General features: G+C 72.0%; 27 protein-coding genes. 8 read left to right on the top strand and 19 right to left on the bottom strand.

The features are described 5' to 3' along the window. Nucleotides 1-11 precede the first annotated feature (11 nt). Together BMY61_RS34865 and BMY61_RS34870 are read right to left on the bottom strand one after the other, a co-directional pair. Complete coding sequence (locus tag BMY61_RS34865) at nt 12-1,091, bottom strand: Gfo/Idh/MocA family protein (protein WP_236656076.1); 1,080 nt, start codon at nt 1,089-1,091, stop codon at nt 12-14. 56 nt (nt 1,092-1,147) lie between these two features. Beyond that, complete coding sequence (locus tag BMY61_RS34870; protein WP_082015133.1) at nt 1,148-2,578, bottom strand: exopolysaccharide biosynthesis polyprenyl glycosylphosphotransferase; 1,431 nt, start codon at nt 2,576-2,578, stop codon at nt 1,148-1,150. Between the two features lie 326 nt (nt 2,579-2,904). On the opposite strand from BMY61_RS34870, the gene BMY61_RS34875 reads away from it, so the two are divergent. Then, the gene (locus BMY61_RS34875; RefSeq protein ID WP_042449887.1) at nt 2,905-3,774 is read left to right on the top strand and encodes a glycosyltransferase family 2 protein; all 870 of its coding nucleotides are present in this window, start codon (nt 2,905-2,907) and stop codon (nt 3,772-3,774) included. Nucleotides 3,775-3,811: 37 nt separating this feature from the next. Then, a complete protein-coding gene (locus BMY61_RS34880; RefSeq protein WP_042449889.1) occupies nt 3,812-4,426 on the top strand; it encodes an acyltransferase in 615 nt (204 codons plus the stop codon). 149 nt (nt 4,427-4,575) lie between these two features. Here the strand turns inward: BMY61_RS34880 and rfbD are convergent, their stop codons facing one another. Then, nucleotides 4,576-5,484 carry a dTDP-4-dehydrorhamnose reductase gene (gene rfbD, locus BMY61_RS34885; RefSeq protein WP_042449891.1) on the bottom strand — a complete coding sequence of 303 codons (909 nt, stop codon included), beginning with the start codon at nt 5,482-5,484 and terminating at the stop codon, nt 4,576-4,578. Next, nucleotides 5,481-6,467: a dTDP-glucose 4,6-dehydratase gene (gene rfbB, locus BMY61_RS34890; protein ID WP_042449893.1), complete on the bottom strand. Its 987-nt coding sequence runs from the start codon at nt 6,465-6,467 to the stop codon at nt 5,481-5,483. The genes rfbD and rfbB overlap by 4 nt, the downstream gene beginning before the upstream one ends. 126 nt (nt 6,468-6,593) lie before the next feature. Here rfbB and rfbA point away from each other — a divergent pair, with 126 nt between their 5' ends. Together rfbA and BMY61_RS34900 are read left to right on the top strand one after the other, a co-directional pair. Further along, nucleotides 6,594-7,466 carry a glucose-1-phosphate thymidylyltransferase RfbA gene (rfbA, locus tag BMY61_RS34895; protein WP_042449894.1) on the top strand — a complete coding sequence of 291 codons (873 nt, stop codon included), beginning with the start codon at nt 6,594-6,596 and terminating at the stop codon, nt 7,464-7,466. Further along, nucleotides 7,466-8,074, top strand: coding sequence for a dTDP-4-dehydrorhamnose 3,5-epimerase family protein (locus tag BMY61_RS34900; protein WP_042449896.1), 609 nt, complete (start codon nt 7,466-7,468; stop codon nt 8,072-8,074). The genes rfbA and BMY61_RS34900 overlap by 1 nt, the downstream gene beginning before the upstream one ends. Here the strand turns inward: BMY61_RS34900 and ypfJ are convergent. Beyond that, the gene (gene ypfJ / locus BMY61_RS34905; RefSeq protein ID WP_042449898.1) at nt 8,032-8,931 is read right to left on the bottom strand and encodes a KPN_02809 family neutral zinc metallopeptidase; all 900 of its coding nucleotides are present in this window, start codon (nt 8,929-8,931) and stop codon (nt 8,032-8,034) included. The genes BMY61_RS34900 and ypfJ overlap by 43 nt on opposite strands. 231 nt (nt 8,932-9,162) lie before the next feature. Between ypfJ and BMY61_RS34910 the strand changes: the two genes are divergently transcribed. Further along, nucleotides 9,163-9,906, top strand: a complete 744-nt coding sequence (locus tag BMY61_RS34910; protein WP_042449900.1) for a DUF7873 family protein — start codon at nt 9,163-9,165, stop codon at nt 9,904-9,906. Between the two features lie 418 nt (nt 9,907-10,324). Here the strand turns inward: BMY61_RS34910 and BMY61_RS34915 are convergent, their stop codons facing one another. Next, nucleotides 10,325-11,119, bottom strand: coding sequence for a class I SAM-dependent methyltransferase (locus BMY61_RS34915; RefSeq protein ID WP_042449901.1), 795 nt, complete (start codon nt 11,117-11,119; stop codon nt 10,325-10,327). 80 nt (nt 11,120-11,199) lie between these two features. Further along, nucleotides 11,200-12,186, bottom strand: coding sequence for a 2-dehydropantoate 2-reductase (locus BMY61_RS34920; RefSeq protein ID WP_042449903.1), 987 nt, complete (start codon nt 12,184-12,186; stop codon nt 11,200-11,202). A gap of 64 nt (nt 12,187-12,250) precedes the next feature. Between BMY61_RS34920 and BMY61_RS34925 the strand changes: the two genes are divergently transcribed. Continuing rightward, the gene (locus BMY61_RS34925; protein ID WP_042449905.1) at nt 12,251-12,538 is read left to right on the top strand and encodes a hypothetical protein; all 288 of its coding nucleotides are present in this window, start codon (nt 12,251-12,253) and stop codon (nt 12,536-12,538) included. Between the two features lie 20 nt (nt 12,539-12,558). Here the strand turns inward: BMY61_RS34925 and BMY61_RS34930 are convergent, their stop codons facing one another. The 4 genes from BMY61_RS34930 to BMY61_RS34945 all read right to left on the bottom strand — a co-directional run bounded on the left by BMY61_RS34930 (nt 12,559) and on the right by BMY61_RS34945 (nt 15,901). Then, nucleotides 12,559-13,425 carry a HipA family kinase gene (locus BMY61_RS34930; protein ID WP_042450057.1) on the bottom strand — a complete coding sequence of 289 codons (867 nt, stop codon included), beginning with the start codon at nt 13,423-13,425 and terminating at the stop codon, nt 12,559-12,561. Nucleotides 13,426-13,501: 76 nt separating this feature from the next. Next, nucleotides 13,502-13,978 carry a MarR family winged helix-turn-helix transcriptional regulator gene (locus BMY61_RS34935; protein WP_042449911.1) on the bottom strand — a complete coding sequence of 159 codons (477 nt, stop codon included), beginning with the start codon at nt 13,976-13,978 and terminating at the stop codon, nt 13,502-13,504. Between the two features lie 28 nt (nt 13,979-14,006). Then, nucleotides 14,007-14,663 (bottom strand): response regulator transcription factor, encoded by a 657-nt coding sequence (locus BMY61_RS34940; RefSeq protein ID WP_042449912.1) that lies wholly within the window; start codon nt 14,661-14,663, stop codon nt 14,007-14,009. After that, entirely contained in the window at nt 14,648-15,901 is a 1,254-nt protein-coding gene (locus BMY61_RS34945) for a sensor histidine kinase (RefSeq protein WP_042449917.1), read from the bottom strand. The genes BMY61_RS34940 and BMY61_RS34945 overlap by 16 nt, the downstream gene beginning before the upstream one ends. A 151-nt stretch (nt 15,902-16,052) precedes the next feature. Here BMY61_RS34945 and BMY61_RS34950 point away from each other — a divergent pair, with 151 nt between their 5' ends. Further along, entirely contained in the window at nt 16,053-16,400 is a 348-nt protein-coding gene (locus BMY61_RS34950; protein ID WP_042449919.1) for a hypothetical protein, read from the top strand. 78 nt (nt 16,401-16,478) lie between these two features. On the opposite strand, the gene pheT is transcribed toward BMY61_RS34950, so the two are convergent. The 7 genes from pheT to infC all read right to left on the bottom strand — a co-directional run bounded on the left by pheT (nt 16,479) and on the right by infC (nt 24,188). Continuing rightward, nucleotides 16,479-19,007 carry a phenylalanine--tRNA ligase subunit beta gene (gene pheT, locus BMY61_RS34955; protein WP_042449921.1) on the bottom strand — a complete coding sequence of 843 codons (2,529 nt, stop codon included), beginning with the start codon at nt 19,005-19,007 and terminating at the stop codon, nt 16,479-16,481. Then, a complete protein-coding gene (pheS, locus tag BMY61_RS34960) occupies nt 19,007-20,116 on the bottom strand; it encodes a phenylalanine--tRNA ligase subunit alpha (RefSeq protein ID WP_042449923.1) in 1,110 nt (369 codons plus the stop codon). Before pheS ends, pheT begins: the two co-directional genes overlap by 1 nt. Nucleotides 20,117-20,371: 255 nt before the next feature. Further along, on the bottom strand, nt 20,372-21,481 hold the full coding sequence (locus BMY61_RS34965; RefSeq protein WP_042449924.1) for a sensor histidine kinase: 1,110 nt from the start codon (nt 21,479-21,481) through the stop codon (nt 20,372-20,374). Nucleotides 21,482-21,548: 67 nt separating this feature from the next. Continuing rightward, the gene (locus BMY61_RS34970) at nt 21,549-22,415 is read right to left on the bottom strand and encodes a TrmH family RNA methyltransferase (protein ID WP_042450059.1); all 867 of its coding nucleotides are present in this window, start codon (nt 22,413-22,415) and stop codon (nt 21,549-21,551) included. 137 nt (nt 22,416-22,552) lie between these two features. Continuing rightward, nucleotides 22,553-22,945, bottom strand: coding sequence for a 50S ribosomal protein L20 (gene rplT, locus BMY61_RS34975; protein ID WP_042418653.1), 393 nt, complete (start codon nt 22,943-22,945; stop codon nt 22,553-22,555). Nucleotides 22,946-23,037: 92 nt separating this feature from the next. After that, nucleotides 23,038-23,232: a 50S ribosomal protein L35 gene (gene rpmI, locus BMY61_RS34980; RefSeq protein ID WP_042364316.1), complete on the bottom strand. Its 195-nt coding sequence runs from the start codon at nt 23,230-23,232 to the stop codon at nt 23,038-23,040. 134 nt (nt 23,233-23,366) lie between these two features. Next, nucleotides 23,367-24,188 (bottom strand): translation initiation factor IF-3, encoded by an 822-nt coding sequence (gene infC, locus BMY61_RS34985; protein WP_075004187.1) that lies wholly within the window; start codon nt 24,186-24,188, stop codon nt 23,367-23,369. Between the two features lie 347 nt (nt 24,189-24,535). Between infC and BMY61_RS34990 the strand changes: the two genes are divergently transcribed. Continuing rightward, nucleotides 24,536-24,895 carry a DUF1844 domain-containing protein gene (locus tag BMY61_RS34990; protein WP_042449927.1) on the top strand — a complete coding sequence of 120 codons (360 nt, stop codon included), beginning with the start codon at nt 24,536-24,538 and terminating at the stop codon, nt 24,893-24,895. Between the two features lie 193 nt (nt 24,896-25,088). On the opposite strand, the gene BMY61_RS34995 is transcribed toward BMY61_RS34990, so the two are convergent. After that, nucleotides 25,089-25,829: an SseB family protein gene (locus BMY61_RS34995; RefSeq protein ID WP_042449929.1), complete on the bottom strand. Its 741-nt coding sequence runs from the start codon at nt 25,827-25,829 to the stop codon at nt 25,089-25,091. Nucleotides 25,830-25,836 lie beyond the last annotated feature (7 nt).

Below are 25,836 nucleotides of genomic sequence, written 5' to 3' on the forward strand. Positions count from 1 at the left end.
GAGAGAGCCGTTCAGTGGCCGGTGCGCAGGCCGACGACCGCGCCGTGGTAGGCGAGGCTGCGCGAGGCGGCCTCGAGGATGTCCAGCACGCGCAGCCCGGACCGGCCGTCGGTCAGCGGCGGGCGCCCGGTGGTGATCGCCTCGGCGAACTCCTCGACCATGGACCGCAGCGCCTCGCGCTCGGCGAGCGCGGGCGCGACCATGTCCCCGCTGCGGTAGGAGATGAGCATGTCGCGGCGCTCCTCGGCGCCGATCTCCTGCGGGGCGGCCAGGTCGACGCCGCGGTCGAAGACGGCGACGCGCTGGCCGGGGTTCAGGTCGTCCCAGACCAGGGTGCGCTTCGCGCCGCCCACCATGGTGGTGCGGACCTTGGTCGGCGAGAGCCAGTTCACGTGGACGTGGGCGATCGCGCCGGTGCTCAGCTGGAGCGTGAGGTAGGCGACGCAGGCCTGGCCGGCCCCGATCGGGTCGGCACCGTGGGCGGCGACCGCGACGGGCCGCACGTGCTCGGGCAGGATGACGTCGAGGATCGACAGATCGTGCGGGGCCAGGTCCCACAGCACGTCGATGTCCTTCTGCACCAGTCCCAGGTTGATCCGCACCGAGTCCACGTAGTGCAGCTCGCCCAGCTCGCCGCCGAGCACGAGCTCGCGGATCCGGCCGACGGCCGGGGTGTAGCAGTAGGTGTGGTCGCACATCAGGGTCAGGCCGCGCTGTTCGGCCTCCTCGACCAGCCGCAGGCCGTCGGCATAGGTCGCCGCGAGCGGCTTCTCCACCAGCACGTGCTTGCCGGCCCGCAGGGCCGCCAGGGCGACGTCGAGATGGGTACCGGCCGGGGTGGCCACCGCGACCGCGTCCACCTCCGGGTCGGCCAACACCTCGCCGAGGTCGGCGGTGGTCTGGACGGTGGAGTAGCCCCCGAGGACGCGACGGGCCCGCGCCTCGTCGAGGTCGCACAGCCAGCGCAGCCGGAACCGGTCGCAGGCCTGGAAGTTGCGGACCAGGTTCGGCCCCCAGTAGCCGGCGCCGACCACGGCGACACCGAGCGGCCCACGCGCCCGGCCGTTGTCCTGCACGTCGTTCTGCCCCACCTGTGCGGTCCCCCTCGTCAGTGCGGATGCGGTACTGGCTGTCTTGCGTACGGGCATCAGTAGGCCCCTGTCCCGCGCACCACGGCCGGGCCGGTGCGCCGCAGGATCTCGGCGTCGAGCGCGAAGGACCAGTTGTCGACGTAGGCCAGGTCGAGCCGGACCGCCTCCTCCCAGGAGAGGTCGGACCGTCCACTGACCTGCCAGAGCCCGGTGAGGCCGGGCTTGACCAGGAGTCGACGCCGGATCTCGTTGGTGTAGCCGTCCGCCTCGACGGGCAGCGAGGGACGCGGCCCGACGAGCGACATGTGACCGGCCATCACGTTGATCAGCTGCGGGAGTTCGTCGATCGAGTAGCGCCGCAGGGAGGTGCCCACCCGGGTGACGCGCGGGTCGGCCTTGATCTTGAAGAGCAACCCGTCGCTGTTCTGGTTGAACTCCTCCAGCTTGTCCCTGCCGTGTTCCGCGTCCTCGTGCATGGTGCGGAACTTGAGCATGGTGAAGTGGTTGCCGTACTGGCCCACCCGGCGCTGCCGGAAGAGGGCCGGCCCCCTGCTGTCCATCCGCACCACCAGCGAGACCGCCAGCATCAGCGGGGCCAGCAGGATCAGCAGCACCGCGGCGAGTCCCCGTTCCAGAACCTCCTTGGGCAGCCGGGCGCCGCGGCCCAGCTGCGGCGCGCGGACCCCGATCAGCGCCATGCCGTCGGCCACCCGCACCGTGAGCCGGGACTCGGCCACGTCCGTCAGCAGCGGCGCGACCAGGAAGTCGGCCCCGGCCGCCGCGGCGCTCCAGGAGAGGCGTCGCATCTCGGCGCCGCCGATCTGCGGGCTCGGGACCACCACCACCGTCGCGCTGTCGGTGTCGTGCAGCGCGTTCTGCAGCTCGTTCAGCCCGCCCCAGACCTGCTCGGCCCACGGGCCGAGCGCGGCCGCCTGCTCGGGATCGGCCAGGCAGACGCCCGCCACGCTCAGCGCCGCGGCGGGTGCCCGGCCCAGGCGCGGCAGCACCTGGCCGAGGCCCTCGGCCGAGCCGACCAGGACGGCCGCCCGATGGCGCCGCTCGGTGGCGAAGCGCTTCAGCAACCGTCTGCGCAGGGCCAGCCGCACCAGGACGGCGGTCACCGCGACCGGGACCGCCGCCTGCATCATGGAGTGCAGGACGTCGTCGTCGCGCAGCAGCAGCCAGTAGCAGCTGACGGCGATGGCCGGCAGCGCGACCGCACCGCGCAGCACCCGGCGGAACTCCTCACGCCCGGAGCCGAGCATGTCGGCGTCGTAGGCCCGGTAGGCGCCCATGGCGAAGAGCCAGGCCGGTGGCAGCCCGATCACCAACGCCCAGTGCTCGTGCACGGTATGGATGAGCAGGCCTGCCGTCAGCGCGGCCAGACCGTCCGCGATCAGCAGGGTGCGCCGGTAGGTGCGCAGCCATCGGCGTCGCCGACGAGCGCTCCCCTGCGCGCGATTCGTCTGTTGGAGTCCATGCGTCATCGGTCCGACGATCATGCATCCCCCCGGGTCTACGGCTACCGCCTCAGCCCACGTCTGTCACAAGTCGAACTGGCCGAACAGGTCGATCTGTCGCTGTGCTAGAGGTCGTGCGAGAGTGGTCCCGATGCCCGAACTCGTCGGTCCGGGATGGTGCGAAGCGAGAAGCAGGCCTCCGTCTTCCCCCCGGAGACCGGAAACGGTCAAGGGCAGATCAACCCCGCCGAACCCCCCGCTCGCGCAGCAATCTAGACCATGGCGACGCAACGGAGGGAAAGAATCCAATAGTTCGTCATTCCGGTGGTGCAAGTTCTGGCCATACTTCGTAGGTGACTCGTGAAGAGATCAGCCTGGTGATCCCCGCTCACAACGAGGAGCGGGTGATCGGGCGCCTGTTGGACGCGCTGCTGACCGAGGGCCCCGAGGGACTGGACATCGTCGTGGTGTGCAACGGCTGCACCGACGGCACCGCCGCCACAGCCCGCTCCCGCGGCCCCGCCGTCCGCGTCGTGGAACTCGAACAACCGTCGAAGCACCAGGCGTTGAGAGCGGGTGACGACCACGCCCGGGGCTTCCCCCGGCTCTACGTCGACGCCGACGTGGTGCTGACCGGCGCGGACGCACGACGCGTGGTGTCGGCCCTCTCCCCCGACGTACTGGCGGTCGCACCCGAACGCGAGATACCGCTCTCCGCGAGCGACTGGCGCGTGCGCGCCTTCTACCGGGTGTGGCTACGTCTGCCGACGGTCCGTCACGGACTGTTCGGGCGTGGTGTCGTAGGCGTTTCAAAGGAAGGCCACAGCCGTCTCACAGGCCTTCCCGAGCTGATGGCGGACGACCTGGCATTCTCCCTCGCGTTCCGCCCCGAGGAGAGAAAGGTGGTACCCGAAGCCACCGTGGTCGTCCAACCTCCGCGCAGCTGGCCTGATCTGATGCGTCGTCGTATCAGAGCGACCACATCCACCGAGCAACTGGAGCATCACCAGCGCACGGACGGGGTCCCGGCGCACGGCAGCGGGGCCGCGAGCGCCCGCACGAGCCTCGGTGACCTGCGTGCCCTCGTCCGCGCCGAACCGCGCCTGCTGCCCTCCGTCGTGGTCTTCGCCGCCACGGCCGTCCTGGCCCGCCGCGCCGCGCGCCGCGCGGTCCGGGCCGGCAACCACACCACCTGGCTGCGCGACGAGAGCAGCCGTGGCTGACCTCCCCCTGTCCCCGCCTCCCCTGGGAGAACCACAGATGAGCGAGTCCGTCCACGCCCCCAACGTCCGCCCGACCGCCCAGGTCGACCCGTCGGCCGAGGTCGGCGACGGCACCACGGTCTGGGACCTCGCCCAGATCCGCGAGAAGGCCGTCCTCGGCCGCGAGTGCATCGTCGGCCGCGGCGCCTATGTCGGCCCCGGCGTCCGCCTCGGCGACCGGGTCAAACTGCAGAACCACGCCCTGGTCTACGAGCCCGCCGTGCTGGGCGACGGCGTCTTCGTCGGCCCTGCCGCGGTCCTGACCAACGACCACTTCCCGCGCTCGGTCACCCCCGAGGGCAAGCTGAAGCGCGGCGAGGACTGGGAGGCCGTGGCCGTCGTGGTCGAGGAGGGCGCGTCGCTCGGCGCCCGGTCCGTCTGCGTGGCCCCGGTCCACGTCGGCCGCTGGTCGCTGGTCGCCGCGGGCGCGGTGGTGACCCGCGACGTCCCGGCCTTCGCCCTGGTCGCGGGCGTGCCCGCCCACCGCATCGGCTGGGTGGGACGGGCGGGTGCGCGCCTCACGGAGTCCGAGACGGAGCCGGGCACGTGGGTGTGTCCGCAGACGGGTGACCTGTACGAGGAGCGGGACGGATTGCTCTTCGAACGGCGATGAACCATCAGCGGCGCGGGGAACTGCGCGACAATCCCCCAGCCTTCGGCCGGGAGGTGCCCCCATCTGACGAGCAGATGGTCCCCCAATAACAGGGCCATCCGCACAGGGTGGTTGCTCGCGCAGTTCCCCGCGCCCCTGGGTAGTGCGACTCACCCCTGTGCTTTGGCGATCAGCTCCTGAAACGCCGGGCGGCGCAGCGCCTCCGTGAGCGACTCCTCCCAGTCCGGCTGCACGGCCATCCCCGCCTCCGCCCACCGCGCATGCGACAGCACGCTCGATGCCGGGCGAGCTGCCGGGCGCGGGAACGCCGCGGTGGTCGTGGGGCGGACCCGTTCCGGGTCCAGGCCGGCGTGGGTGAAGACCGCGCGGGCGAGGCCGTACCAGGTGGTGCGGCCGGCCGCCGTGCCGTGGTAGACGCCGGGCGGGGCCTCGCCCGCCGCCGCGGCGCGGCCCAGGGCGACCAGCTGGCCGGCCAGCGGCGCGGTCCACGTCGGCTGGCCGTACTGGTCGTCGACCACCTCCACGCCCGGCCGCTCCGCGGCCAGACGCAGCATCGTGGCCACGAAGTTGCCGCCGTGCTCGCCGTAGAGCCAGGCGGTGCGGACGACGTAGCCCGCGTCCGGCAGTCGCTCGGCGAGCAGGCGCTCGCCGAGCAGCTTGCTGCGACCGTACGCGTTCGCGGGGCCGGTCGGCGCGTGCTCGGGCTGCGGCTCGGGCGAGGTGCCCGGCAGCACGTAGTCGGTGGAGAGCTGCAGCAGTCGCGCGCCGCCGCGCCCGCACGCCTCCGCCAACAGGCCCACCGCGTGGCCGTTGACGGCTTCGGCCCGGTCCGGTTCGCCCTCCGCCCCGTCGACGTTCGTGTACGCGGCACAGTTGACCACCACGTCGTTCCCGGCGACCGCGGCCCGCACCGCCGCCGCGTCCGTGACGTCCAACGCGGCCCGGTCGACCGCGGTGACCTGCCGCTCCCCCGCCGCGCCGAGCGCCGCGGTGAGCTCCTGCCCGAGCATGCCGCCCGCGCCGGTGACGAGCCAGCGCAACGGCACGGGCCGGCTCATGCGGTGGCCGCCCGCTGCTTCAGCGGCTCCCACCAGGCGCGGTTGTCGCGGTACCAGGCGACGGTGTCCGCGAGGCCCTGCTCGAAGGCGACCTGGGGCTCGTAGCCGAGCTCGTGCCGTGCCTTGCCGATGTCGAGCGAGTACCGCAGGTCGTGTCCCTTGCGGTCCTCGACGGGCACCACCCGCTGCCAGTCCGTGCCCGTGGCCTCCAGCAGCAGGCCGGTCAGCTCACGGTTGCTCAGCTCGCGTCCGCCCCCCAGGTGGTAGACCTCGCCGGCGCGACCCTTGAGCAGGGCCAGCGCGATGCCGCGGCAGTGGTCGGCGACGTGCAGCCAGTCGCGCACGTTGGCACCGGTCCCGTAGAGCGGCACGGTGCCGCCGTCCAGGAGATTGGTGGTGAAGAGCGGGATGACCTTCTCGGGGAACTGGTACGGCCCGTAGTTGTTGGAGCAGCGGGTGACGACGACGTCCGCGCCGTGGGTGCGGTGGTGGGCCAGCGCCATCAGGTCCGAGGACGCCTTCGACGCGGCGTAGGGCGAGTTGGGCGCGAGCGGCCACTCCTCCGTCCAGGAGCCCTCGGCGATCGAGCCGTAGACCTCGTCGGTGGAGACGTGGAGGAAGCGGCCGACCCGGTGCCGGCGCGCCGCGTCCAGCAGCACCTGGGTGCCCAGCACGTTGGTGGTGACGAACGGCACGGCGCCGGTGATCGACCGGTCCACATGGGACTCGGCGGCGAAGTGGACCACCGCGTCCTGCCCGGCCGCCACCTCGTCGACCACGGCCGGGTCGCAGATGTCGCCGTGGACGAAGGTGAACCCGGGATGGCCTTCGACCGGGGCCAGGTTGGCGCGCACGCCCGAGTAGGTGAGCTTGTCCAGGACGGTGACCCGCGCACCGTGGAGCGGGGCTCCGACCTCGGTGAGTGTCTGCCGGACGAACTCCGAACCGATGAAACCGGCACCGCCGGTGACCAGAATGCGCATAGTGCGGCCAGCATAGGCAGAGGGTCCGCCCGAGCGGGTCGGAACGCCGGTGCGCGTCGGTGAACGTTCGACCGCTTCTTCGGATCGACCCCTGACTGGACATCAACTCCGGCTACTGTGTGCGACATGCGCGGCATCCTTCTCGCGGGCGGCACCGGTAGCAGGTTGTGGCCGCTGACCCGGTCCGTGTCCAAGCAGCTCATGCCCGTCTACGACAAGCCGATGATCTACTACCCGCTCGCCACCCTGTTGATGGCCGGCGTCCAGGAGATCCTGGTGCTGACCGCACCCGACGACCAGGAGCAGTTCCGCCGACTGCTCGGGGACGGCTCGCAGTGGGGCGTCCGGCTCGAGTACCTGGTGCAGCAGCGCCCCGAGGGCATCGCCCAGGCGTTCGTCCTGGGGGCGGACTTCATCGGGGACGAGACCGTGGCGCTCATCCTCGGGGACAACATCTTCCACGGCAGCGGGCTCGGCACCCGACTGGCGGAGAACAAGGGCCTGGACGGCGGCCACATCTTCGCCTACCCGGTCGCCGACCCCTCCGCGTTCGGCGTCGTCGAGTTCGACGAGACGGGCACCGCCCTGTCGATCGAGGAGAAGCCCGCCCGCCCCAGGTCCCGCTACGCGGTGCCCGGGCTCTACTTCTACGACAACGACGTGGTCGACCTGGCCAGGCGCCTGCGGCCCAGCGCCCGAGGCGAGTTGGAGATAACCGACATCAACCGGGCCTACCTCGCCGAGCGGCGGCTGCGGGTGAGCCGCCTGGACCGCGGCACCGTCTGGCTCGACACCGGCACCTTCGACTCACTGGTCCAGGCGTCCGAGTACGTGCGCGTCATCGAGCAGCGCCAGGGCCTCAAGGTCGGCTGTGTCGAGGAGATCGCCTGGCGCATGGGCTACATCGACGACGCGCGCCTCGAGGAGCTCGCCCGACCGCTGGAACGCAGCGGCTACGGCGCCTATCTGCTGGACCTGCTGACCACCGGAGGCTCGTGATGAAGATCCGCCCGCTCGGCATCGAGGGCGCCTGGGAGATCACGCCGCAGCAGCACGCCGACCCGCGCGGCTCGTTCCTGGAGTGGTACCGGCCCGACCGCCTGGCCGAGGCCGGCCTCACCCCGTTCACCCCCGCCCAGGCCAACCTGTCCGTCTCGGCCGCCGAGGTGGTGCGCGGGGTGCACTTCGCCGACGTGCCGCCGGGGCAGGCCAAGTACGTCACCTGCGTCACCGGCGCCGCCTGGGACGTGGTGGTGGACCTGCGGGTCGGCTCGCCGACCTTCGGTCGGTGGGAGGCCGTCCTGCTGGACACCGTCGACCGCCGTGCGGTGCACATGGCGGAGGGGCTCGGCCATGCCTTCTGCTCCCTCACCGACGACACCTCGGTGGTCTACCTCTGCTCGGAGACCTACGCGCCGCAGCGGGAGCACACGGTGCACCCGCTCGACCCGGACCTGGCCATCACCTGGCCGGTCCGCACGCCGCTCCTGTCGGACCGGGACGCCGCGGCGCCGAGCCTCGCCGAGATGCTGGCGGCGGGCCGCCTGCCCCGCTACGTCGGCGTTCAGGAGAAGGTGTTGCAGGAGGACGGATCGCCGCTGCGGTAGCCCGTGGTGAACCACTGCTGTCGCTGCGCCGCCGATCCGTGCGTCCAGCTCTCCGGGGTGACCCGCCCCTGGTAGCGCTGCTGGATCCGGTCGTCGCCCACGGACGCCGCCGCGTCCAGACCGTCCGAGATGTCCCCCGCGGTCAGCGAGGTGATGAGCGGACGGCCGGTGGACGCGGACGGCGTGGTGGTCGCATGGTGGGCCCACACCCCCGCGTAGCAGTCCGCCTGGAGTTCCAGGCGGACGGATCCGCTGTTCGCGCCCTGGCCACCGCCCTTGGCCATCTGTCCGGTGAGGTTCTGCACGTGGTGTCCGTACTCGTGGGCCAGCACGTACGCCTCGGCGAACGGACCACCCTTCGCGCCGAACTTGGTGCGCAGCTCCTGGTAGAAGCCGAGGTCGAGGTAGACCTGCGCGTCGCCCGGGCAGTAGAACGGCCCGACGGCCGAACTCGCGGCGCCGCAGCGGGTGTTCACGGACCCGCTGAAGAACACCGTCGGGGCGGTGGTGTACCGGCGGCCGTGCGAGGCGAAGTACTGCTGCCAGTAGGACTGCACGCTGTTGACGACGGCCACGGCCCGGCAGTCGTCGCGCGCGTTGGCGTCCCGGCCGGTGCGGCAGGTGGCCGCGAGCTGCCCGGCGCTCTGCACCTGCCCGGTTCCCGCGGCGGGAGTCCCACCCGCGCCGCCGGAGAGGCCGAGCAGGGCGGGGTCGACACCGAACAGCACCGCGACGAGCGCGACGAGCAGGCCGACCACCCCGCCGCCGACCGTCTTCCCACCTCCGGGCAGACCGCCCCAACCGCGCCGGTCCTGCACCTCGGAGGTGTCCAGACCGGCGTCGTCATCGAACTGCATGCGCCCCACGCTGCCATGCGCGCGCGGACGCGGGCCGGTGCGACACCCACGAATAATCACTGGCGGCTCCGAAGACCCGCTCCCTAACCTCGTGCCAGCGGGACGGAGACGCCCGCGCCGAGCGTCGAGTGCTGGGACACAACGGGCCCTCCCCGGCTCTGGCCGGATGGCTCGCGGGGTTCGATTCCCTGGCGGCGCACCACAGAGGACCGATTCCACGGGGGACCACGCATGCCCACGAAGCTGAACCAGATCATCGCCGTCGAGAAGGGCGTGAAGGCCAAGGCCTTCGCCGACCTCACCCAGGCGCACCAGGACGTGCAGAAGGCGGCGCTGCTGACCGGCATCGCCCGGACCTACCAGCCGCGTGACGAGGAGGGCGAGATGTTCCCGCCCGAGTCGACGCGGGTGCAGGTGCACGCAGAGGAGGTGCTGCGGGCCACCGCGGCCTCGCTGACACGGCTCTTCGACGTCACCGCGACGAAGGACTGGGCGAACTGCCAGGCCCGGGCCGACGTGAAGGTCGACGGCCGGACCGTGGTCGCGGACGTGCCGGTGAGCTACCTGCTCTTTCTGGAGAAGCAGTTGGTGGACGTGCACACCTTCGTCAAGAAGCTGCCGGTGCTGGACGCGGCCGAGGCCTGGAGCCGCGACGAGTCGACGGACAGCTGGCGGACCGAGCCGGTCAAGACCAACCGCACCAAGAAGGTCTACCGCAACCACGTCAAGGCCGAGGCCACGGAGAAGCACCCGGCGCAGGTCGAGGTCTACACCGAGGATGTGACGATCGGCCACTGGACGACGGTCAAGTTCTCCGGTGCGCTGCCGGCGCGGCGCGTCAACGAGCTGCTGGAGCGGGTGGAGAAGCTGCAGCAGGCGGTCAAGTTCGCACGTGAGGAGGCGAACGGCACCGAGGTGAGCGACCAGCGGATCGGGGACGCCGTCTTCGGCTTCCTCTTCTCCCGGAACACGTAGGACATACACAGACTCCCCGCCCCTGTGTGGGCGGGGTGCGCCAGGAGCGCAAGCTGAAGCTGAAGCTTGTCGTGACGAACGCGGTACCGGTGGAGGTTCGAGTCCTCCCCTCGGCACTTCGGGCCGAGGTAGCCCAACATGGTAGAGGCAGCCGCGATCAATCTCAGACTCTCGCTCCAGACTCAGCATTCGCCACCCGGCGTCGGATCGACCGAGTGCGGGCAGTACTCGCCGGATGCAGGTTCGACTCCTGTTCTCCGCTCCAGCGTGCGGAGGTAGTTCAAAGGGAGAACACGGCGAATTGAGAATGACCCGCGGCTCTTAAACGTGCCGACGCCACCCAACGGTGGCACAACGAGACCCGGGAGCCGGATATGCTCCCGGGTCTCACTGACGTCTGCGTCGGCTCAGCTCAAGCTCAGACCCGGGCCCAGGCCTGGACGAGCGTGAACGTCGTGCCGCGCCGGTCCGGCGCGGAGAGCTCGGCCTCGGCGTCGACGAGCAGGGCGTCGAGCTCGTCGGCACCGGCGAGTGCCGTCAGGCGGGGCCGCAGCGAGGCGGCCATCGCGAGCGGCGCGCGAAGGAAGGGATGGCCCGGAGGGAGATCGACGGACTCGGTGCGGACGCGGGGGGTGAGCCCGCGGGCGTGGAGGAGCTCCGGGAGGCTGCGGCCGGCGTTCATGTCGCCGCCGGCCGCGCGGAACGCGTCGGCGAGCAGCGCGAGGAGGCGCTGCGTGGCGGGGACCGGGCCGTCGAAGCTCCAGCTGCTGCAGTCCGGCTCCTCCAGGACCAGGACGCCACCGGGCGCCAGCAGCGAGAGGTGGCTGCTGAGTTGCTCCTCCGCCCGGCCCAAGGGAGCGATCATCAACCGGGCGTGGACCAGGTCGAAGCCGCGCCGCTGCAGAGCGGAGGCGAACAGGTCGTCGACCAGCAGCCGCACGTTGAGCAGCTTGTCGCGCTCGGCGACGGTCGCCGCGCACCCCAGCAGGTCGGCGTCGACATCGGTGCCGAGCACGGAGCCGGTGTCGCCGGCCCAGGCGCTGAGCAGGCGGAGCCAGCCGAGCGCACCGCAGCCGACGTCGAGCGCGCGGCGGCCGTGGCCGTCGGCGCCGAGCTGTTCCAGCAGGCGCCGACCGGTGGGTTCCCAGACCTCGGACTGGAGCAGCAGACGTTCCAGCTCGCTTCCCTGACCCGCCAACAGGTAATCGCTCATTGCGTCCCATCCCGAAACCTCGGTACCGGCGCTCCCACCGTAGCAATCCACCCGCGCCGCCGGGGGTCGACTTGACGGACTCAGCGACAGGCTGCGGCCAGGCGGGTGAGGCCGAGGATCGCGTCCACCGTCGGGGTCGGCACCTCGACGAGGCGGCCGATCTCGCGGACCGCGCCGACAAGCGCGTTCAGCTCCAACTCTCGGCCGGCCTCCATGTCCTGGAGCATCGAGGTGCGGAAGGCGCCGAGCTTGCGGGTGACCACGGTGCGGTCGGCGGGGGTCTCGGCGATGGGGCAACCGATGCGCGCGCCGATCTCGGCGGCCTCGCGCATCGCCGCGTGGCAGAAGGCGAGGACGAGTTCGTCGTCGAGGATACGGTCGGCGGTGGCGTGGGTGAGGGCGGAGACCGGGTTGGTGGTCATGTTGCCCCAGAGCTTGTACCAGATGTCCGCGTGGATCGCCGTCGACGCGGTGGCCTCCAGGCCGGCGCCGCGCATCAGCTCGACCAGGGCGGCCAGTCGGGGCGTCCCGGTGCGGTCGGGTTCACCGAGGATGAGGCCGGTCCCGGCGACGTGGCGGACCAGCCCGGGCTCCGGGGTCGCGCAGCTCATGTGGACGACGCTGCCGACGACGTGTCGGACGGGGATCGCCTCCGCGATCCGGCCGCCGGGGTCCACGGCGTCGAGGGAACGGCCCTCGCAGGGACCGCCGAAGCCGTCGAAGAACCACCACGGCACGCCGTTGAGCGCGGGCAGCACGATCGTCGCGGGTCCGAGCAGCGGAGTGACGGCGGGCAGCACCGCGGGCAGTGCCTGCGCCTTCACCCCCAGCAGCACGAGGTCCTGCTCGCCGAGCGCCTTGACGGCGGCGGGATCGGCGGAGTCGGCGAGCGCGGCGAGCGGTGCGGTGAGCAGGGTGCCGTCCGCCTCCCGCACCCGCCAGCCGTGGGCGTCGAGCGCGGTGTACGTCGCGCCCCGCACGACCGCGCCGACCGTCGCGCCGGCGGCTGCGAGCCGCGCGCCGATGAACCCGCCGATGGCACCTGCGCCTATGACCGTGATCCGCATGAGGCTGAACCTACCCCCTTCCGCGCGCGTACTCCCTCGAGAGAGATGTGAGGAGGTGAGCAGGATGCGGCGCATCATCGCGGCAGGGTCGCTGGCGGTGCTGTTGAGTCTGGCCGGCACCGCGCCGGCCTGGGCGGGCGCGGGCAATCCGAGTGGAACCGGTCCACCGAGCCAGTCCTGCCAGACCATCGAGGGGAACGGCGGCACCACGCCGGGCCACGCGTCGGGCTCCCCGGGCTCGCCGTTCAACGAGCCGGGCATCAACACCCCGCTCGGCGGTACCGGTGGACAGCACTACAGCAACAACTCGCAGTACGACGTGGCGTGCTTCCACAACTCGGCCCGCGGCTGACCCGCCCGTGCGGGCGCGCCTCAGCCGCGCACGTGCTGGAGCCAGGCCGGGCGGCCCGCCAGGGTTCGGGCCCGCTTGGCCGCGTCGGCGGCGGCGAGTTCCTCCGCCGTGGCGAAGCAGCGCGGGATCCACTCCGCGGAGCGGGCGACTCGCGCCGACAGGTGTCTGACGTAGGCGGCGCGCAGGTCGTCCGGGGTCGGGTGGCCCTCCTCGGGCACGAGCCACTCCTCGGGGACCTCGGCGACGACCTCGCGCAGCAGTCCGTCGGTCACCAGCGGCGCGAGGACGCCGTCGGCGGCGGCCACGTCGGGGGCGTAGCCGCCCAGGGCGTGAGCGGAGAGGTCGTAGGCCTTGGCCACGGCCTCGTCCGCGCCCTCCCAGCGGTGGTGGAAGATGAGCGCGGCGCCGTGGTCGATCAGCCAGAGGCGGCGATGCCAGACCATCAGGTTGGGGTTGCGGACGGTCCGGTCGACGTTGCCGACGAGCGCGTCGAACCAGACGACGCGGCCGGCCTCCTCGGGGCTGATGTCGACGCCGTCCTGGCCGGGGCGGAAGTCGGTGGCGCCGGGGAGGTAGTCCATACCGAGGTTCAGGCCGGCACTGGCCCGGTGCAGGTCCTGGACCTCCTGGTCGGGCTCGTGCGCGGCGACGGCGGGGTCGAACCGGATCAGCACCAGCTCGGGGACGCGCAGGCCGAGCCGACGCGCGAGCTCGCCGACGAGCACCTCGGCGACCAGCGCCTTGCGGCCCTGCGCGGCGGCGTGGAACTTCACGACGTAGGTGCCGTAGTCGTCGGTCTCGACGACCGCGGGCAGCGAGCCGCCGGTCCGCAGCGGCTCGACGTAGTCGAGCGCGGTCACCTCGGCGAGTTCGCCGTGCCCGGTCATGTCCGTCCTCTCACCCCGTCCGCAGCTCCAGGGCCCGCCGTCGAAGGCGGAGGTCCCCACCAGCAGATCCACCCAGTCAAGCATCCTCGGCCACCGGATCGCCCGTCGGACGGCCGCGGCCGCCGAGCGCGGTCAGCAGCCGGCCCAGCGTCGCCACCTCGGCGTCGGTGCAGCTGGCCGCGAACCAGTCGGCGGCGACCTCCTCCGCGCTGAGCGTCATCTCCCCCAGCCGCTCGCGGCCGGTCGCGGTGAGCGCGGCGTAGGCGATGCGCGCGTCGCGGGCGTCCTTCTCCCGCTCGACCAGGCCGATCCGTTCCAGCGGGCCGAGACCGCGGGTGACCCCGGAGGCGGTCAGGCCGACGGCCCGTGCCAGGTCGACGCGGCGCATCCGGGCGCCGGGCGCGGCCCCGAGGTGCAGCAGCACCTGGAAGTCGGCGTAGCTGATGCCGTGCCGGTGGGCGAGCACCGAGTCCAGCCGCTTGGCCAGCACCGCCTGGGCGCGGGCGAGGCGCAGGGCCGTGTCGAGTGCGTCGTGGGAACTGCTGCCGGTCATGTCGGCAGCCTAGCAGATACTTGAGCACTCAAGGAGATGTTGTTGAGTTGAGGTAGGCCAGCACCGCGCGCACCCGGCGGTTGGTGTCCTCGTCATCGGTGATGCCGAGCTTGCCGAACATGGAGGTGGTGTACTTGCCGACCGCGCTCTCGCTGAGGAAGAGCCGGCGGCCGACGGCCTGGTTGGACAGCCCCTCCGCCATCAGCGCCAGCACCTCGCGCTCGCGGTCGGTCAGGCGGTCCAGGGAGCGGCTCGGGGATCCGGTCGAGAGCAGCTTGGCGATCACCGCCGGGTCCATCGCGGTCCCGCCCGCGGCGACGCGCTCCAGGGCGTCGACGAACTGGTCCGCGTCGAAGACGCTCTCCTTGAGCAGGTAGCCGACGCCGCCCGAGCCGTCCGCCAGCAGCTCGCGCGCGTACAGCTGCTCGACGTGCTGGGAGAGGATCAGGATCGGCAGCCCGGGCACCTCGCGGCGGGCCGCGAGTGCCGCGCGCAGGCCCTCGTCCGTCTGGTTCGGCGGCATCCGCACGTCGACCACCGAGACATCGGGGCGGAACGCGAGCAGCGCCTGAAGCGTCTCGGGACCGGTGCTCGCCGTGGCCACCACCTCGTGACCGCAGGCCTCGATCAGGCGGACCATCCCGTCGCGCAGCAGGTAGAGGTCTTCGGCTACAAGGATTCGCATGGAACCATGATGATCGCTCGGGTGGGGCCACCGCGCGGACTCGTCACCTCCAACGTGCCGTCGAACACCGCGAGCCGACGGCGCAGGCCGTCGAGGCCGCCACCGGCGCGCACCTCGGCGCCGCCCCTGCCGTCGTCCTCGACCTCGACGACCAGGGCGGCCATGTCCCGGCCGATCGTGATCCGCGCGTGGGTCGCGTGGGCGTGCTTGGCCGCATTGGTCAGCAGCTCGGCGACCGCGAAGTACAGCGCCGACTCGATCGGCGCCTCCAACTCCGCTGCGGCCTCGCCCCGGACATCCACCTCCGCCTCCAGCGGGCTGTCCAGCGCGAGCGCGCGCAGGGCGTCGACGAGCCCGCGCTCGCTCAGCACCGGCGGGCTGATCCCCCGGATCAGTTCGCGCAGTTCGGCCAGCGAGGCGGTCGCACCGGCCTGGGCCTCACGCATCAGCGCCCGGGCCGCCTCGGGGTCACGGTCCATCAGCTTCTGCGCGGTCGCCAGGGACAGTCCGAGTGCGACCAACCGCGCCTGCGCGCCGTCGTGCAGGTCCCGCTCGATCCGGCGGATCTCGGCGGCCTGCGCCACCGTCACATCGGCGCGCTGTGCCGTCAGTTCGTCCACCCGCTCGGCCAGCGCCATCGCGGGCGAAGGCCGCAGGAAGCGCGCCGCGACCGGCTCCAGCAGGCGCCAGGCGAAGGGGGCGGCGGCGAGGGCGACCACGAGACCGAGAGCCCCGGCGAGTCGGGCGAACAGCTGTGACTCGTTGAGCCCGAGGACGGCCAGGGCCAGCCCCACCGGCGGCACGGCCGCGACCAGGCCCGCCGTGAACGGCGCGACGGCCACGAACCGCAGGTCCCGCACGTTGGCCGGGTCGCGCCAACGGACCCGCCACCGCTGGTCCATGAGCGCGTCGCGCCGGGTGCGCTCGTAGGAGAAGCCGTTCCACCAGTAGCCGGTGGAGAGTCGGGTCACCGGCCCCGCCTCCCGATAGCCGCCGGGAATCCTCGTCCCGGTCCACCGCGCGACCAGACGCCGCACGGCCTGACAGACCGGACGGGCGAGGCCGACCGTGCCGACGACGACCAGGAGCACCGGTGCCGGCCACGACCAGGGGTTCGCGGCTCCCCACCAGATCCCCAGCGCGACGGCCGCCACCCACGTACTCGGCACCGCCAGGCACACCGCCGCGACGGCACACGACCGCCCGAACCCCGACACCCACGCACCGACCAGCCTCATTGCGCACCCTCCGTGCTCCCGTTCGATGCTCCCACCCTGCCTGCCGCAGGGCCGGGAACGGCCCGGTTCAGCGCAGGAGTGGGGCTGGCCCCACCCTGTCGTGGGCCCGGACGCATACCGGCGCCCTCGGCCGCTCCGTAGCGTCGAAGGCATGGAGATCACGAGCATGGAGAACACCGCGAACACCTCGCTCACGGTGCGGCGCAGCGTCCAGGTCTACGCCGTCCTCAGCACCGCCGCGCTGCTCACGGTCGTCGCCGTGTCCGCGAGCGGCGGCGCGACCAGCACGTTCATGTGGGTCCGGGCCGGTCTGCTGCCGTTGCTCTCGTCGGTGCTGCTGCGGCTGTCGCCGGCGCGGCTGCGCGTGGTCGGTGTCGTGCTGCCGGTCGCGATCATCGGCATCGACCTGGTCCCGGGCGTCTGCCCGCTCTGGTTCGCCGCCGTACAGGCCGTCTGCATGCTGCCGGTGGTGCGGATCGCCGTCGCCGTCAGGCGCTGATGACGCAGAGCAGCAGAGAAAGGGAGGCACCCCGGGCGTCGTGCCCGAGGTGCCTCCCTCTGTCGTTGCCGACCGGCGTCAGCCGCGCAGGGTCGCCCCCACGCGGGCGGTGGCCTCGGCCACGGCCGACTCGCGAGCCGCGGAGGCCTCGTCGGCCGTCAGCGTGCGGTCGGCGGCGCGGAAGCGCAGCGCGTAGGCCAGCGACTTCCTGCCCTCGCCCAGGCTCTCGCCCCGGTAGACGTCGAACAGGCGCAGCGACTCCAGCAGCGAGCCGGCACCGGCGCGCAGCGCGGCCTCGACGTCGGCGGCCTTGACCGCGTCGTCGACGACGAGCGCCACGTCCTGCGTCGCCACCGGGAAGGTGGAGATCTTCGGGCCGGTGGCCTTGGCCGCGCCGCCCTCGGTGAGCAGGTCGAGGTCGAGCTCCATCGCGCAGGTGCGCTCCGGCAGGTTCATCGCCTTGACGACGCGCGGGTGCAGCTCACCGGCGTGGCCGACCAGCTGCTCGCCGACGTACAGCGCGGCGCAGCGGCCCGGGTGCCACGGGGTGTGCTGGTCCTGGCGGACGGTCAGCTCGACACCGGCGGCGTCCGCGACGGTGCGCGCGGCCTCGACGGCGTCGGCCCAGGTCCACGCCGTCGCCTTGCCCCACCAGCCCTGCGGGTCGCGGCTGCCCGCGAACACCGCGCCGACACGGTACGGCTGACGCGGCAGGGCCGCGTCCAGCTGCGCGATCTCGTCCTCGGTGGGACGGCGGTCCACCGGCAGGCGAGGCGCCTGGTACAGCGTCTCCGCCGTGCCGTCGACGCGGAAGACCCGGCCGAGCTCGAACAGCGCCACATCCGTGTTCCCGCGGCCCACGTTGCGGTGCAGCGCGCCCAGCAGGCCCGGCAGCATGGTGGTGCGGAGCGAGGGCTCCTCGTGCGAGATCGGGTTCGCGATCTTCACGGTCGCGCGGCGCGGGTCGCCCGCCTCGATGCCGAGGCTGTCGAGCACGGCCTCGCCGATGAACGGGTAGTTCTGCACCTCGACCTGACCGGCCGAGGCCAGCGCGATGCCGATCCGGCGGCGCAGCCGCTGCGCCTCGGTCAGGCCACGGCCCGCCGGGACGTTCGGCAGCGTGGAGGGCAGGTTCTCGTAGCCCTCCAGCCGGATGACCTCCTCGCAGAGGTCGTTCGGGTCGGTGAGGTCGGGACGCCAGGTCGGCGGGGTGACCACGAGGACGTCGCTGCCGACGACCGTGCAGCCGACCTCCTGGAGGCGGCGCACGACGGTCTCGCGCCCGTACTCCTGGCCCGCGACGCGGTCCGGGAGGTCGGCGGAGATGGAGATCGAGTGCACCGGGTGCGGCGCGGCGATGTCCGTCACGCCCGCCTCGGCGGTGCCACCGGCGACCAGGACCAGCAGGTCCACCGCGCGCTGCGCGGCGGCCTTGGTGGCCTCCGGGTCGACGCCGCGCTCGAAGCGCTTGGCCGCCTCGGAGGGCAGCTTGTGGCGCCGCGCACTGCGGGCGATCGAGACGGGCGCGAAGTGCGCGGCCTCGATGACGATCTCGGTGGTGCCGTTGACCTCGCCGGTCTCCGGGTCGACGACCGCGTCGGCGATCTCGGTGCCGGCGCCGCCCATGACGCCGGCGATGCCGATCGGGCGGGATCCCGAGGGTCCGTCGCAGATCAGCAGGTCCTCGGCGTCGAGGGTGCGCTCCACGCCGTCCAGCGTGCGCAGCTTCTCGCCCGGCGTCGCGCGGCGGACCGTGATCGCGCCGTCGACGCGGTGCCGGTCGTAGGCGTGCAGCGGCTGACCCATCTCGATCATCACGTAGTTGGTGATGTCGACGGCCAGCGAGATCGGGCGCATGCCCGCCTTCTGGATCCGGCGCTGCATCCAGATCGGCGACTTGGCCGCCGGATCCACGCCGACGACGCTGCGCGCGACGAAACGGTCGCAGCCGAACTGGTCCTCGACCTTGACCAGCGGGCCGTAGGCGTTGGCCGGCGGCACGTCGATCAGGGCCGGGTCGCGCAGCGGCAGGCCGTAGGCGATGGCCGTCTCACGGGCCACGCCGCGCATCGACAGGCAGTAGCCGCGGTCGGCGGTCACCGCGATGTCCAGCACCTCGTCGACCAGCTCCAGCAGCTCGATCGCGTCGGTGCCGGGCTCGTACTCCGGCGGCAGCACGATGATGCCGTCGTGGTCGTCGCCCATGCCCAGCTCGCGGGCCGAGCAGATCATGCCCTCGGAGGTCTTGCCGTAGGTCGCACGCGCCGCGATCGGGAACGGGCCGGGCAGGACCGCGCCGGGCAGCACCACGACGACCTTGTCGCCGACCGCGAAGTTGCGGGCACCGCAGACGATGTTCTGCGGCTCGCCGGTGCCGTTGGCGTCGCCGACGTCCACCTGGCAGTAGCGGATCGGCTTCTTGAACTCGGTGAGCTCCTCGATCGCCAGCACCTGACCGACCACGAGCGGGCCCTTGAGGTCGGCGCCGAGCTGCTCCACGCCCTCGACCTCGAGGCCGGCGCGGATCAGCTTGGTCTGGATGTCTCGGCCGGTCTCGCCGGCGGGGAGGTCGACGTACTCCCGCAGCCAGGAAAGCGGGACGCGCATCAGATCTCCATCCCGAACGGAAGGGTGAAACGCACGTCACCCTCGACGATGTCTCGCATGTCCTCGACGTTGTGCCGGAACATGAGCATGCGCTCGATGCCGAAGCCGAACGCGAAGCCGCTGTACTTGTTGGGGTCGATCCCGCAGGCGACCAGCACGCGCGGGTTGACCATGCCGCAGCCGCCGAGCTCGATCCAGCCCTCGGAGGAGCAGGTCCGGCAGGGACGGTCCGGGTTGCCGACGGACTCGCCGCGGCAGACGAAGCAGACCATGTCCATCTCGGCGGACGGCTCGGTGAAGGGGAAGTAGTTGGGGCGCAGGCGGGTGGAGATGCCCTCGCCGAAGAGCGACGCGACCATGTGGTCGAGGGTGCCCTTCAGGTCCGCCATGGTCAGGCCCTCGTCCACGGCGAGCAGCTCGACCTGGTTGAAGACGGGGGTGTGCGTGGCGTCCAGCTCGTCGCTGCGGAACACGCGGCCCGGGCAGATCACGTAGACCGGCGGCTCGGCGGCGGCCAGGAGCGAACGGATCTGCACACCGGAGGTGTGCGTGCGGAGCACGACGGAGTCGGCGTCCTTGAGGAAGAAGGTGTCCTGGGTGGAACGCGCCGGGTGGTCCGGGCCCATGTTGAGGGCGTCGAAGTTCAGCCACTCGGCCTCGACCTCGGGGCCCTCGGCGACGGAGTAGCCCATGGCCGTGAAGACGTCCATCAGCCGCTCGGCGAAGGTCGTCAGCGGGTGCCGGCCGCCGCGCGGGGCGCGGTCGTAGGGCAGCGTGACGTCCACGGCCTCCTCGACCAGCACGCGCGCGTCCCGCTCGGCCTCGAGCGCGACACGGCGCTCGGCGAGCGCCTTGTTGACCGCGCCACGGGCGGCACCGACGAGCTTGCCCGCGGCGGCCTTCGCGGCCGGCGGCAGCGCGCCGATCTCACGGTTCGCGAGGGCGAGCGGGGAGCGGTCACCGGTGTGCGCGACCTTGGCCTCGTGCAGGGCGTCGAGACCGGTGGCGGCGGCGAAGGCGGCGATCGCCTCGTCGCGAAGACGCTCGATCTCCTCCGGCTTCAACGCCTCGACCTCCACCGGGTCGTACGACTTGTTGGGTGCGGACATCTCTCTCTTCCCGTTTGCGGCAACGCGCGGCCAATCGCCGAGTCTAATGGGTTCGGGGACGGATCCCTTTCGCAGTCCAGGCGCCATGCACCTTCAGGGGCGCGGGGCTGGACCGATTTGCGGCTCCGCCGCGTGGGCGCGACAAGCCACCCGAGGCGGGAATTCACCGAACGAGCAGGGCCATCCGCACAGGGTGGTTTCTCGCGCCCCGCGGCGGAGCCGCATATCGGTTCAGCCTCGCGCCCCTGATGTGGCTTACGCCAGTACTTCAGGGATCCCGGGCGGCAGAATAAATCGGAAACTCGCGCCACCCTCGGGCCCGCGGTCGACGCGGATGCTTCCGCCGTGCGCCTCGACGATGCCCTTGACGATGTAGAGACCCAGCCCCGTGCCGCCGCGCTTGCTGCCGCGCCAGAAACGGGTGAAGACGCGCGGGATCGACTCCTCGGGGATACCTGGCCCCTGGTCGCTCACCGTCACCGCCGTCCCTTCGCGGACCCGCCCGGACGTCTCCACGGACTTCGCGGGCTCGACCTCGATGGTGACAGTGCCTTCGCCGTGGCGCACCGCATTTTCCAGGAGGTTGCCCAGCACCTGGTCCATCTTGTCCGCGTCCGCCCACAGCAGCGGCAGCGGCTCCTCGATCCGGATCGAGAAACGTTCCGCCGCCACTCCGGCGGCGACCAGCCCGTCCACATGGCGCTGCACCGCGCCGTCCAGCCGCACCGGCTGCCTGCGGACCTCCAGCCGGCCGGAGTCGATCCGGGAGATGTCGAGCAGCTCCGCGATCAGCCGGGTGACCCGGTTCGCGTCGGCGTCGACCGTCTCCAGCATCAGCTTCTTCTGGTCCTCGGTGAACCGCTCCCACTTCTGCAGCAGCGTCGCCGTGAAGCCCTTGACGCTGGTCAGCGGCGAGCGCAGCTCGTGCGCGACGGTCGCGATCAGCTCGGCGTGGCTGCGTTCGGTGCGTCGCCGCGCCTCCGTGCCGCGCAGCGCGACGACCACGCGCCGGACCGGACCGCAGCCGACGTCGCGGACGTAGCGGGCCGAGACCAGGACCTCGCGCCCGCCGGGACCGGGCAGCAGCAGGTTGCGTTCGGGCTGACGGGTGCGGATGTCGAGGCCGCCGTAGGGGTCGGTGAGCTGCCACCAGCGGCGGCCCTCCAGGTCCTCCAGGGGCAGCGCCTCGTCCAGCGGACGACCGAGTACCGTCTCCGCGGCCAGGCCGGTCACCCGGACCGCCGCACGGTTGAAGACGACGACGCGACCGTGCTCGTCGGCGATCAGCAGGCCGTCGGGGAGTTCCTCGGGGTCGAACGCGATCCGTGGGGGCGCGACGCGCTGCCCCGGTAGCCGGCCCGACATGCGCCCCACCTCCGCTCCCCCAGCCCCCGGATGGCCACCCTAGCGAAAACGGCCCTACCCGCGGCAGTCAGGAACGACACCCTCCGGGCGCACGCTGGGCGCGCGCGGAGGCGTAGAGGCAGACGGCGGCGGCCGTGGCGAGGTTCAGGCTCTCGGCGTGCCCGTGGATCGGCACTCGCACCACCTCGTCCGCCAGCGCACGCGTGGCCTCCGGCAGGCCCCAGGCCTCGTTGCCGAAGAGCCAGGCCGTGGGGGCGCCCAGGGTGCCCTCGTCCAGCTCGGCATCCAGGTCGCGCTCGCCCGCGCCGTCGGCGGCGAGGACCCGGATGCCGGCCTCGCGCAGCCCGGCGACGGCCTGCTCGACCGGCACGCCGACGGCCACCGGCAGGTGGTAGAGGCTGCCGACGGAGGCGCGCACGGCCTTGGGGTTGTAGAGGTCCACGGAGGCGTCGGTCAGCACGACCGCGTCGGCGCCGGCCGCGTCGGCCGTGCGCAGCACGGTGCCGGCGTTGCCGGGGTCGCGGACGTTGGCCAGCAGCGCGACCAGCCGCGGCTTCGCGGCGAGGACCGCCTCGAAGGAGGTGTCGACGAAGCGGCAGATGGCGACGATGCCCTGCGGGGTGACCGTGTCGCAGACGGCGGCGATGACCTCGTCGGTCGCGGTCAGCACCGGGACGCGCTCGGCGCGGGCGCGGGCGAGCAGGTCGGCGTGGCGCTCGGCCGCCTCCGGGGTGGTGTAGATCTCCACCACGGAGTGGCTGCCGTCCGGGAGGGTGCCGAAGTCCACGGCCTCGCGCACGGCCTGCGGGCCCTCGGCGAGGAAACGCCGCTCCTTGCCGCGCTGGGCGCGGCGGGAGAGCCGCCGGGCGGCGTTGACCCGGGGCGAGCGCAGCGAGGTGAGCTCGGGCTGGGACGACGGGTGCGGCAGGGACATCGCGGTGATCATCACTCCAAGACCGGACAAGACCGGAGACCGGTAGAACGAATCGGGCCCGCAGGGGGTCACCCCCTGCGGGCCCGGTTGCATCCACCCTGCGGGTGGAGGTGCTACTGCGCCACCGCGAAGGCAGCTCAGGCGGCGGCGTCGGCCTTCGGCGCGTTGACGTCGGCCGGCAGCGCCTTGCGGGCGGCCTCGACCAGCGCCTCGAACGCGGCGGAGTCGTTGACGGCCAGCTCGGCCAGCATCTTGCGGTCGATCTCGATGTTGGCAGCCTTCAGGCCCTGGATCAGGCGGTTGTAGGTCATGCCGTTCGCGCGGGCGGCCGCGTTGATGCGCTGGATCCAGAGCTGACGGAAGTCGCCCTTGCGCTTCTTGCGGTCGTTGTAGTTGTAGACGAACGAGTGGGTGACCTGCTCCTTCGCCTTGCGGTACAGGCGCGAGCGCTGGCCACGGTAGCCGCTCGCCATCTCGAGGATGACCCGGCGCTTCTTGTGGGCGTTCACTGCCCGCTTGACGCGTGCCACGTTATTACTCCTTCAAAGGGACCGCGGTGGGAGTCACACGGCCCGGTTACGAATGTGGTCGAAAAGGATCAGCGAGCCCCGAGGGGCAGCGATCACTTGCCGAGAAGCTTCTTGATCTTCTTCGCGTCGGCGGGGGCAGCCTCGACGGTGCCGGCCAGACGGCGGGTCAGCGTCGACGACTTGTGCTCGAGCAGGTGACGGCGACCGGCGCGCTGGCGCAGGACCTTGCCGGAGCCGGTGAGCTTGAAGCGCTTGCTGGCACCGGAGTGCGTCTTGTTCTTCGGCATGTCGCCGTACTCTCCTCGTCGGTCCGCTCCCGCCCGTTCCGCCTTGCGGCGACCCGAGCGGGAGCGCTTCGTTTCTGACAGGGACTCTCCGGGTGGGCACTCGGAGAGCCGGGTTGTGCAGGCGCGTCCGGCGATCAGCCGGCCGCGGCCTCCGTGCCGGCCGGGGCCGGCGTCTCGGCGTCGGCGACAGCCTCGGGCTGCTCCGCCACCGGGGCCTCGATGGCCTCGTCGACCTCGACCTCATCGGCCTCGACCTCGTCGACCTCGACCTCGTCGACCTCGTCCGCGCCACCCTGGCGACGCGGGACGACGCCGGCCTGAGCCGCGGCCTTGCGGGCAGCCTGGGCCTCACGAGCCTCGGCCATGGCCTCGGTCTTCTTCTTGTGCGGACCGAGAACCATGATCATGTTTCGGCCGTCCTGCTTCGGCGAGGACTCGACGAAGCCGAGCTCCTGAACGTCCTCCGCCAGGCGCTGCAGCAGTCGGAAGCCCAGCTCGGGGCGGGACTGCTCACGGCCACGGAACATGATCGTGATCTTGACCTTGTCGCCCTGCTTGAGGAACCGAACGACGTGACCCTTCTTGGTCTCGTAGTCGTGCGGGTCGATCTTCGGCCGGAGCTTCATCTCCTTGATGACCGTGTGCGCCTGGTTCTTGCGCGCCTCACGGGCCTTCATGGCCGACTCGTACTTGAACTTGCCGTAGTCCATGAGCTTGCACACCGGCGGGCGTGCGGTCGCAGCAACCTCGACCAGGTCGAGGTCGTACTCCTGCGCGAGCTCAAGCGCCTTGGCAAGCGGCACGATGCCGACCTGCTCGCCGCTGGGACCGACGAGTCGCACCTCGGGGACGCGAATCCGGTCGTTGATGCGGGGCTCGGTGCTGATGGATCCTCCTCGGTTGCACCCACGGCCTGCCGGGCGGCAGCCGCGATCGCTGGCTGGGTACCGCCACACAGAGCTTCATGCGTGCCGCGGTACCGATACTCAATAGCACCGCGGGCACGAAAAAAGCCCCGCATGACGCGCAGGCGGAGCTCCATGGCACAACCGACGGGAACGTTCCCTCCGTATCCTGTCCTGCAACAGGACGGACACAGGCGGGATCGCCTCGTCTGGACCATTTGACCCGACGACCGCGAGGTCGTGACGGGTGGGAAGTCGGAGCCTCCACTTGCGGGCCGGGACTGCCTCAGCCTTGGCGGCGGAGCGGTACCTGGCCGGTCTCAGTCTGCAAGCATAGCAGCGTCGCGCCGTACCGCAGAATTCCCGCTCATGGGGGTGGTTCCGGCAGACTGAGGCCCATGAGCGACTCCCCCTCTCCCCAGTCCCCCGACTTCGACGACCTCACCCGCGACATCGCGGACGTCCCGGCCGTCGAGGTCATCACGACCGTCGCCGTCCACCTGATGAGCGCGGCAGCGGTGAACCTGGGCCTCGCGGAGGGCGGCGAGGCCCACAAGGACCTCGACGAGGCCCGCAAGCTGATCACGGCCCTGGCGGGCCTGGTCACCGCCGGCGCGCCGGAGATCTCCAACTTCCACGCGGCCCCGCTGCGGGACGGCCTCAAGTCCCTCCAGCTGGCCTTCCGCGAGGCCTCCCTGGTCCCGGACGCCCCGGGCGCCGGCCCGGGCGAGAAGTTCACCGGCCCGGTCTACAGCTGACCTTCGGCAGCAGCGACCTCAGGGGCGCGAGGCTCTGCCTGTGCGGCTCGGCCGCGTGGGCGCGAGCAACCACCCGGTGCGGATGGCCCTGCGCGTCGAGGGCCATCTGCCGTCAGGTCAGAGGGGGGCACCTCCCCGGCCGAAGGCAGGGGGACTGTCGCGCAGGCAGTTGATTGGCAGAGCCTCGCGCCCCTTACGTCCGTGCGTAGAAAGCGTTCGTCGGTTCGTTGCCGCCCGGGGCGACGACCGCGAGGTCCAGGCCGCGGTCCAGGCGGATGCGCAGGAGCTCGCTCTCGGTGAGGCTCGCGGCGACGGCCTGGAGCGCGTCCGGCTTGGTGTCCGGGGCGACGATCAGCACCAGCTGCCCGTCCGCCTGCTCGCTCGCGAGCAGGTGCGCGCGCAGGACGACGGCGTGCTTGCCGAGGATCGCCCGCAGTTCGTCCGCGACCGCCGGGTCTCGCAGCGCCGCGACATGGGCGCGACTCTCCGCCACGGCGCGCATCGCCGCGCCGCTCAGCTCGAAGAAGACCGGACCGGCCAGATCGATCAGCAGGGCCTCCGCGTGCTCGGACCAGGCGGCCTGGACGGCCTGGGACGCGGGCACGGGCGCGGGGCGGGCGTCGGCCCGCCACGCGGCGAGGGACTCCAGCGAGGTGAATGCGGGAAGCCCCTTGCGACCGTCGGGGGCCTGGATGGTGGGGACGGCCATGTCGCTGGTCTTCTCATGCCGGAGACCGTTCGCGTCCGTCTCGACCTCTCCGAGCACCGCGACGATCGGGACCATCAGCCGGGCGGTCGCGAGCAGCGCGAGCACCCTCTCCTCGTTCTCCTGCACGGGCTCCGCCGCGTAGGCGGCCAGCGCCGCCGCCAGCCGAGGGTCCGCCGAACCGTCGTCACCCGCGAACCCCGGGTCAGGGATGTTCTTCCGCTCCACCCCGCGA

Origin of the sequence: Streptacidiphilus jiangxiensis (assembly GCF_900109465.1) — a bacterium.
GTDB lineage: Bacteria > Actinomycetota > Actinomycetes > Streptomycetales > Streptomycetaceae > Streptacidiphilus > Streptacidiphilus jiangxiensis.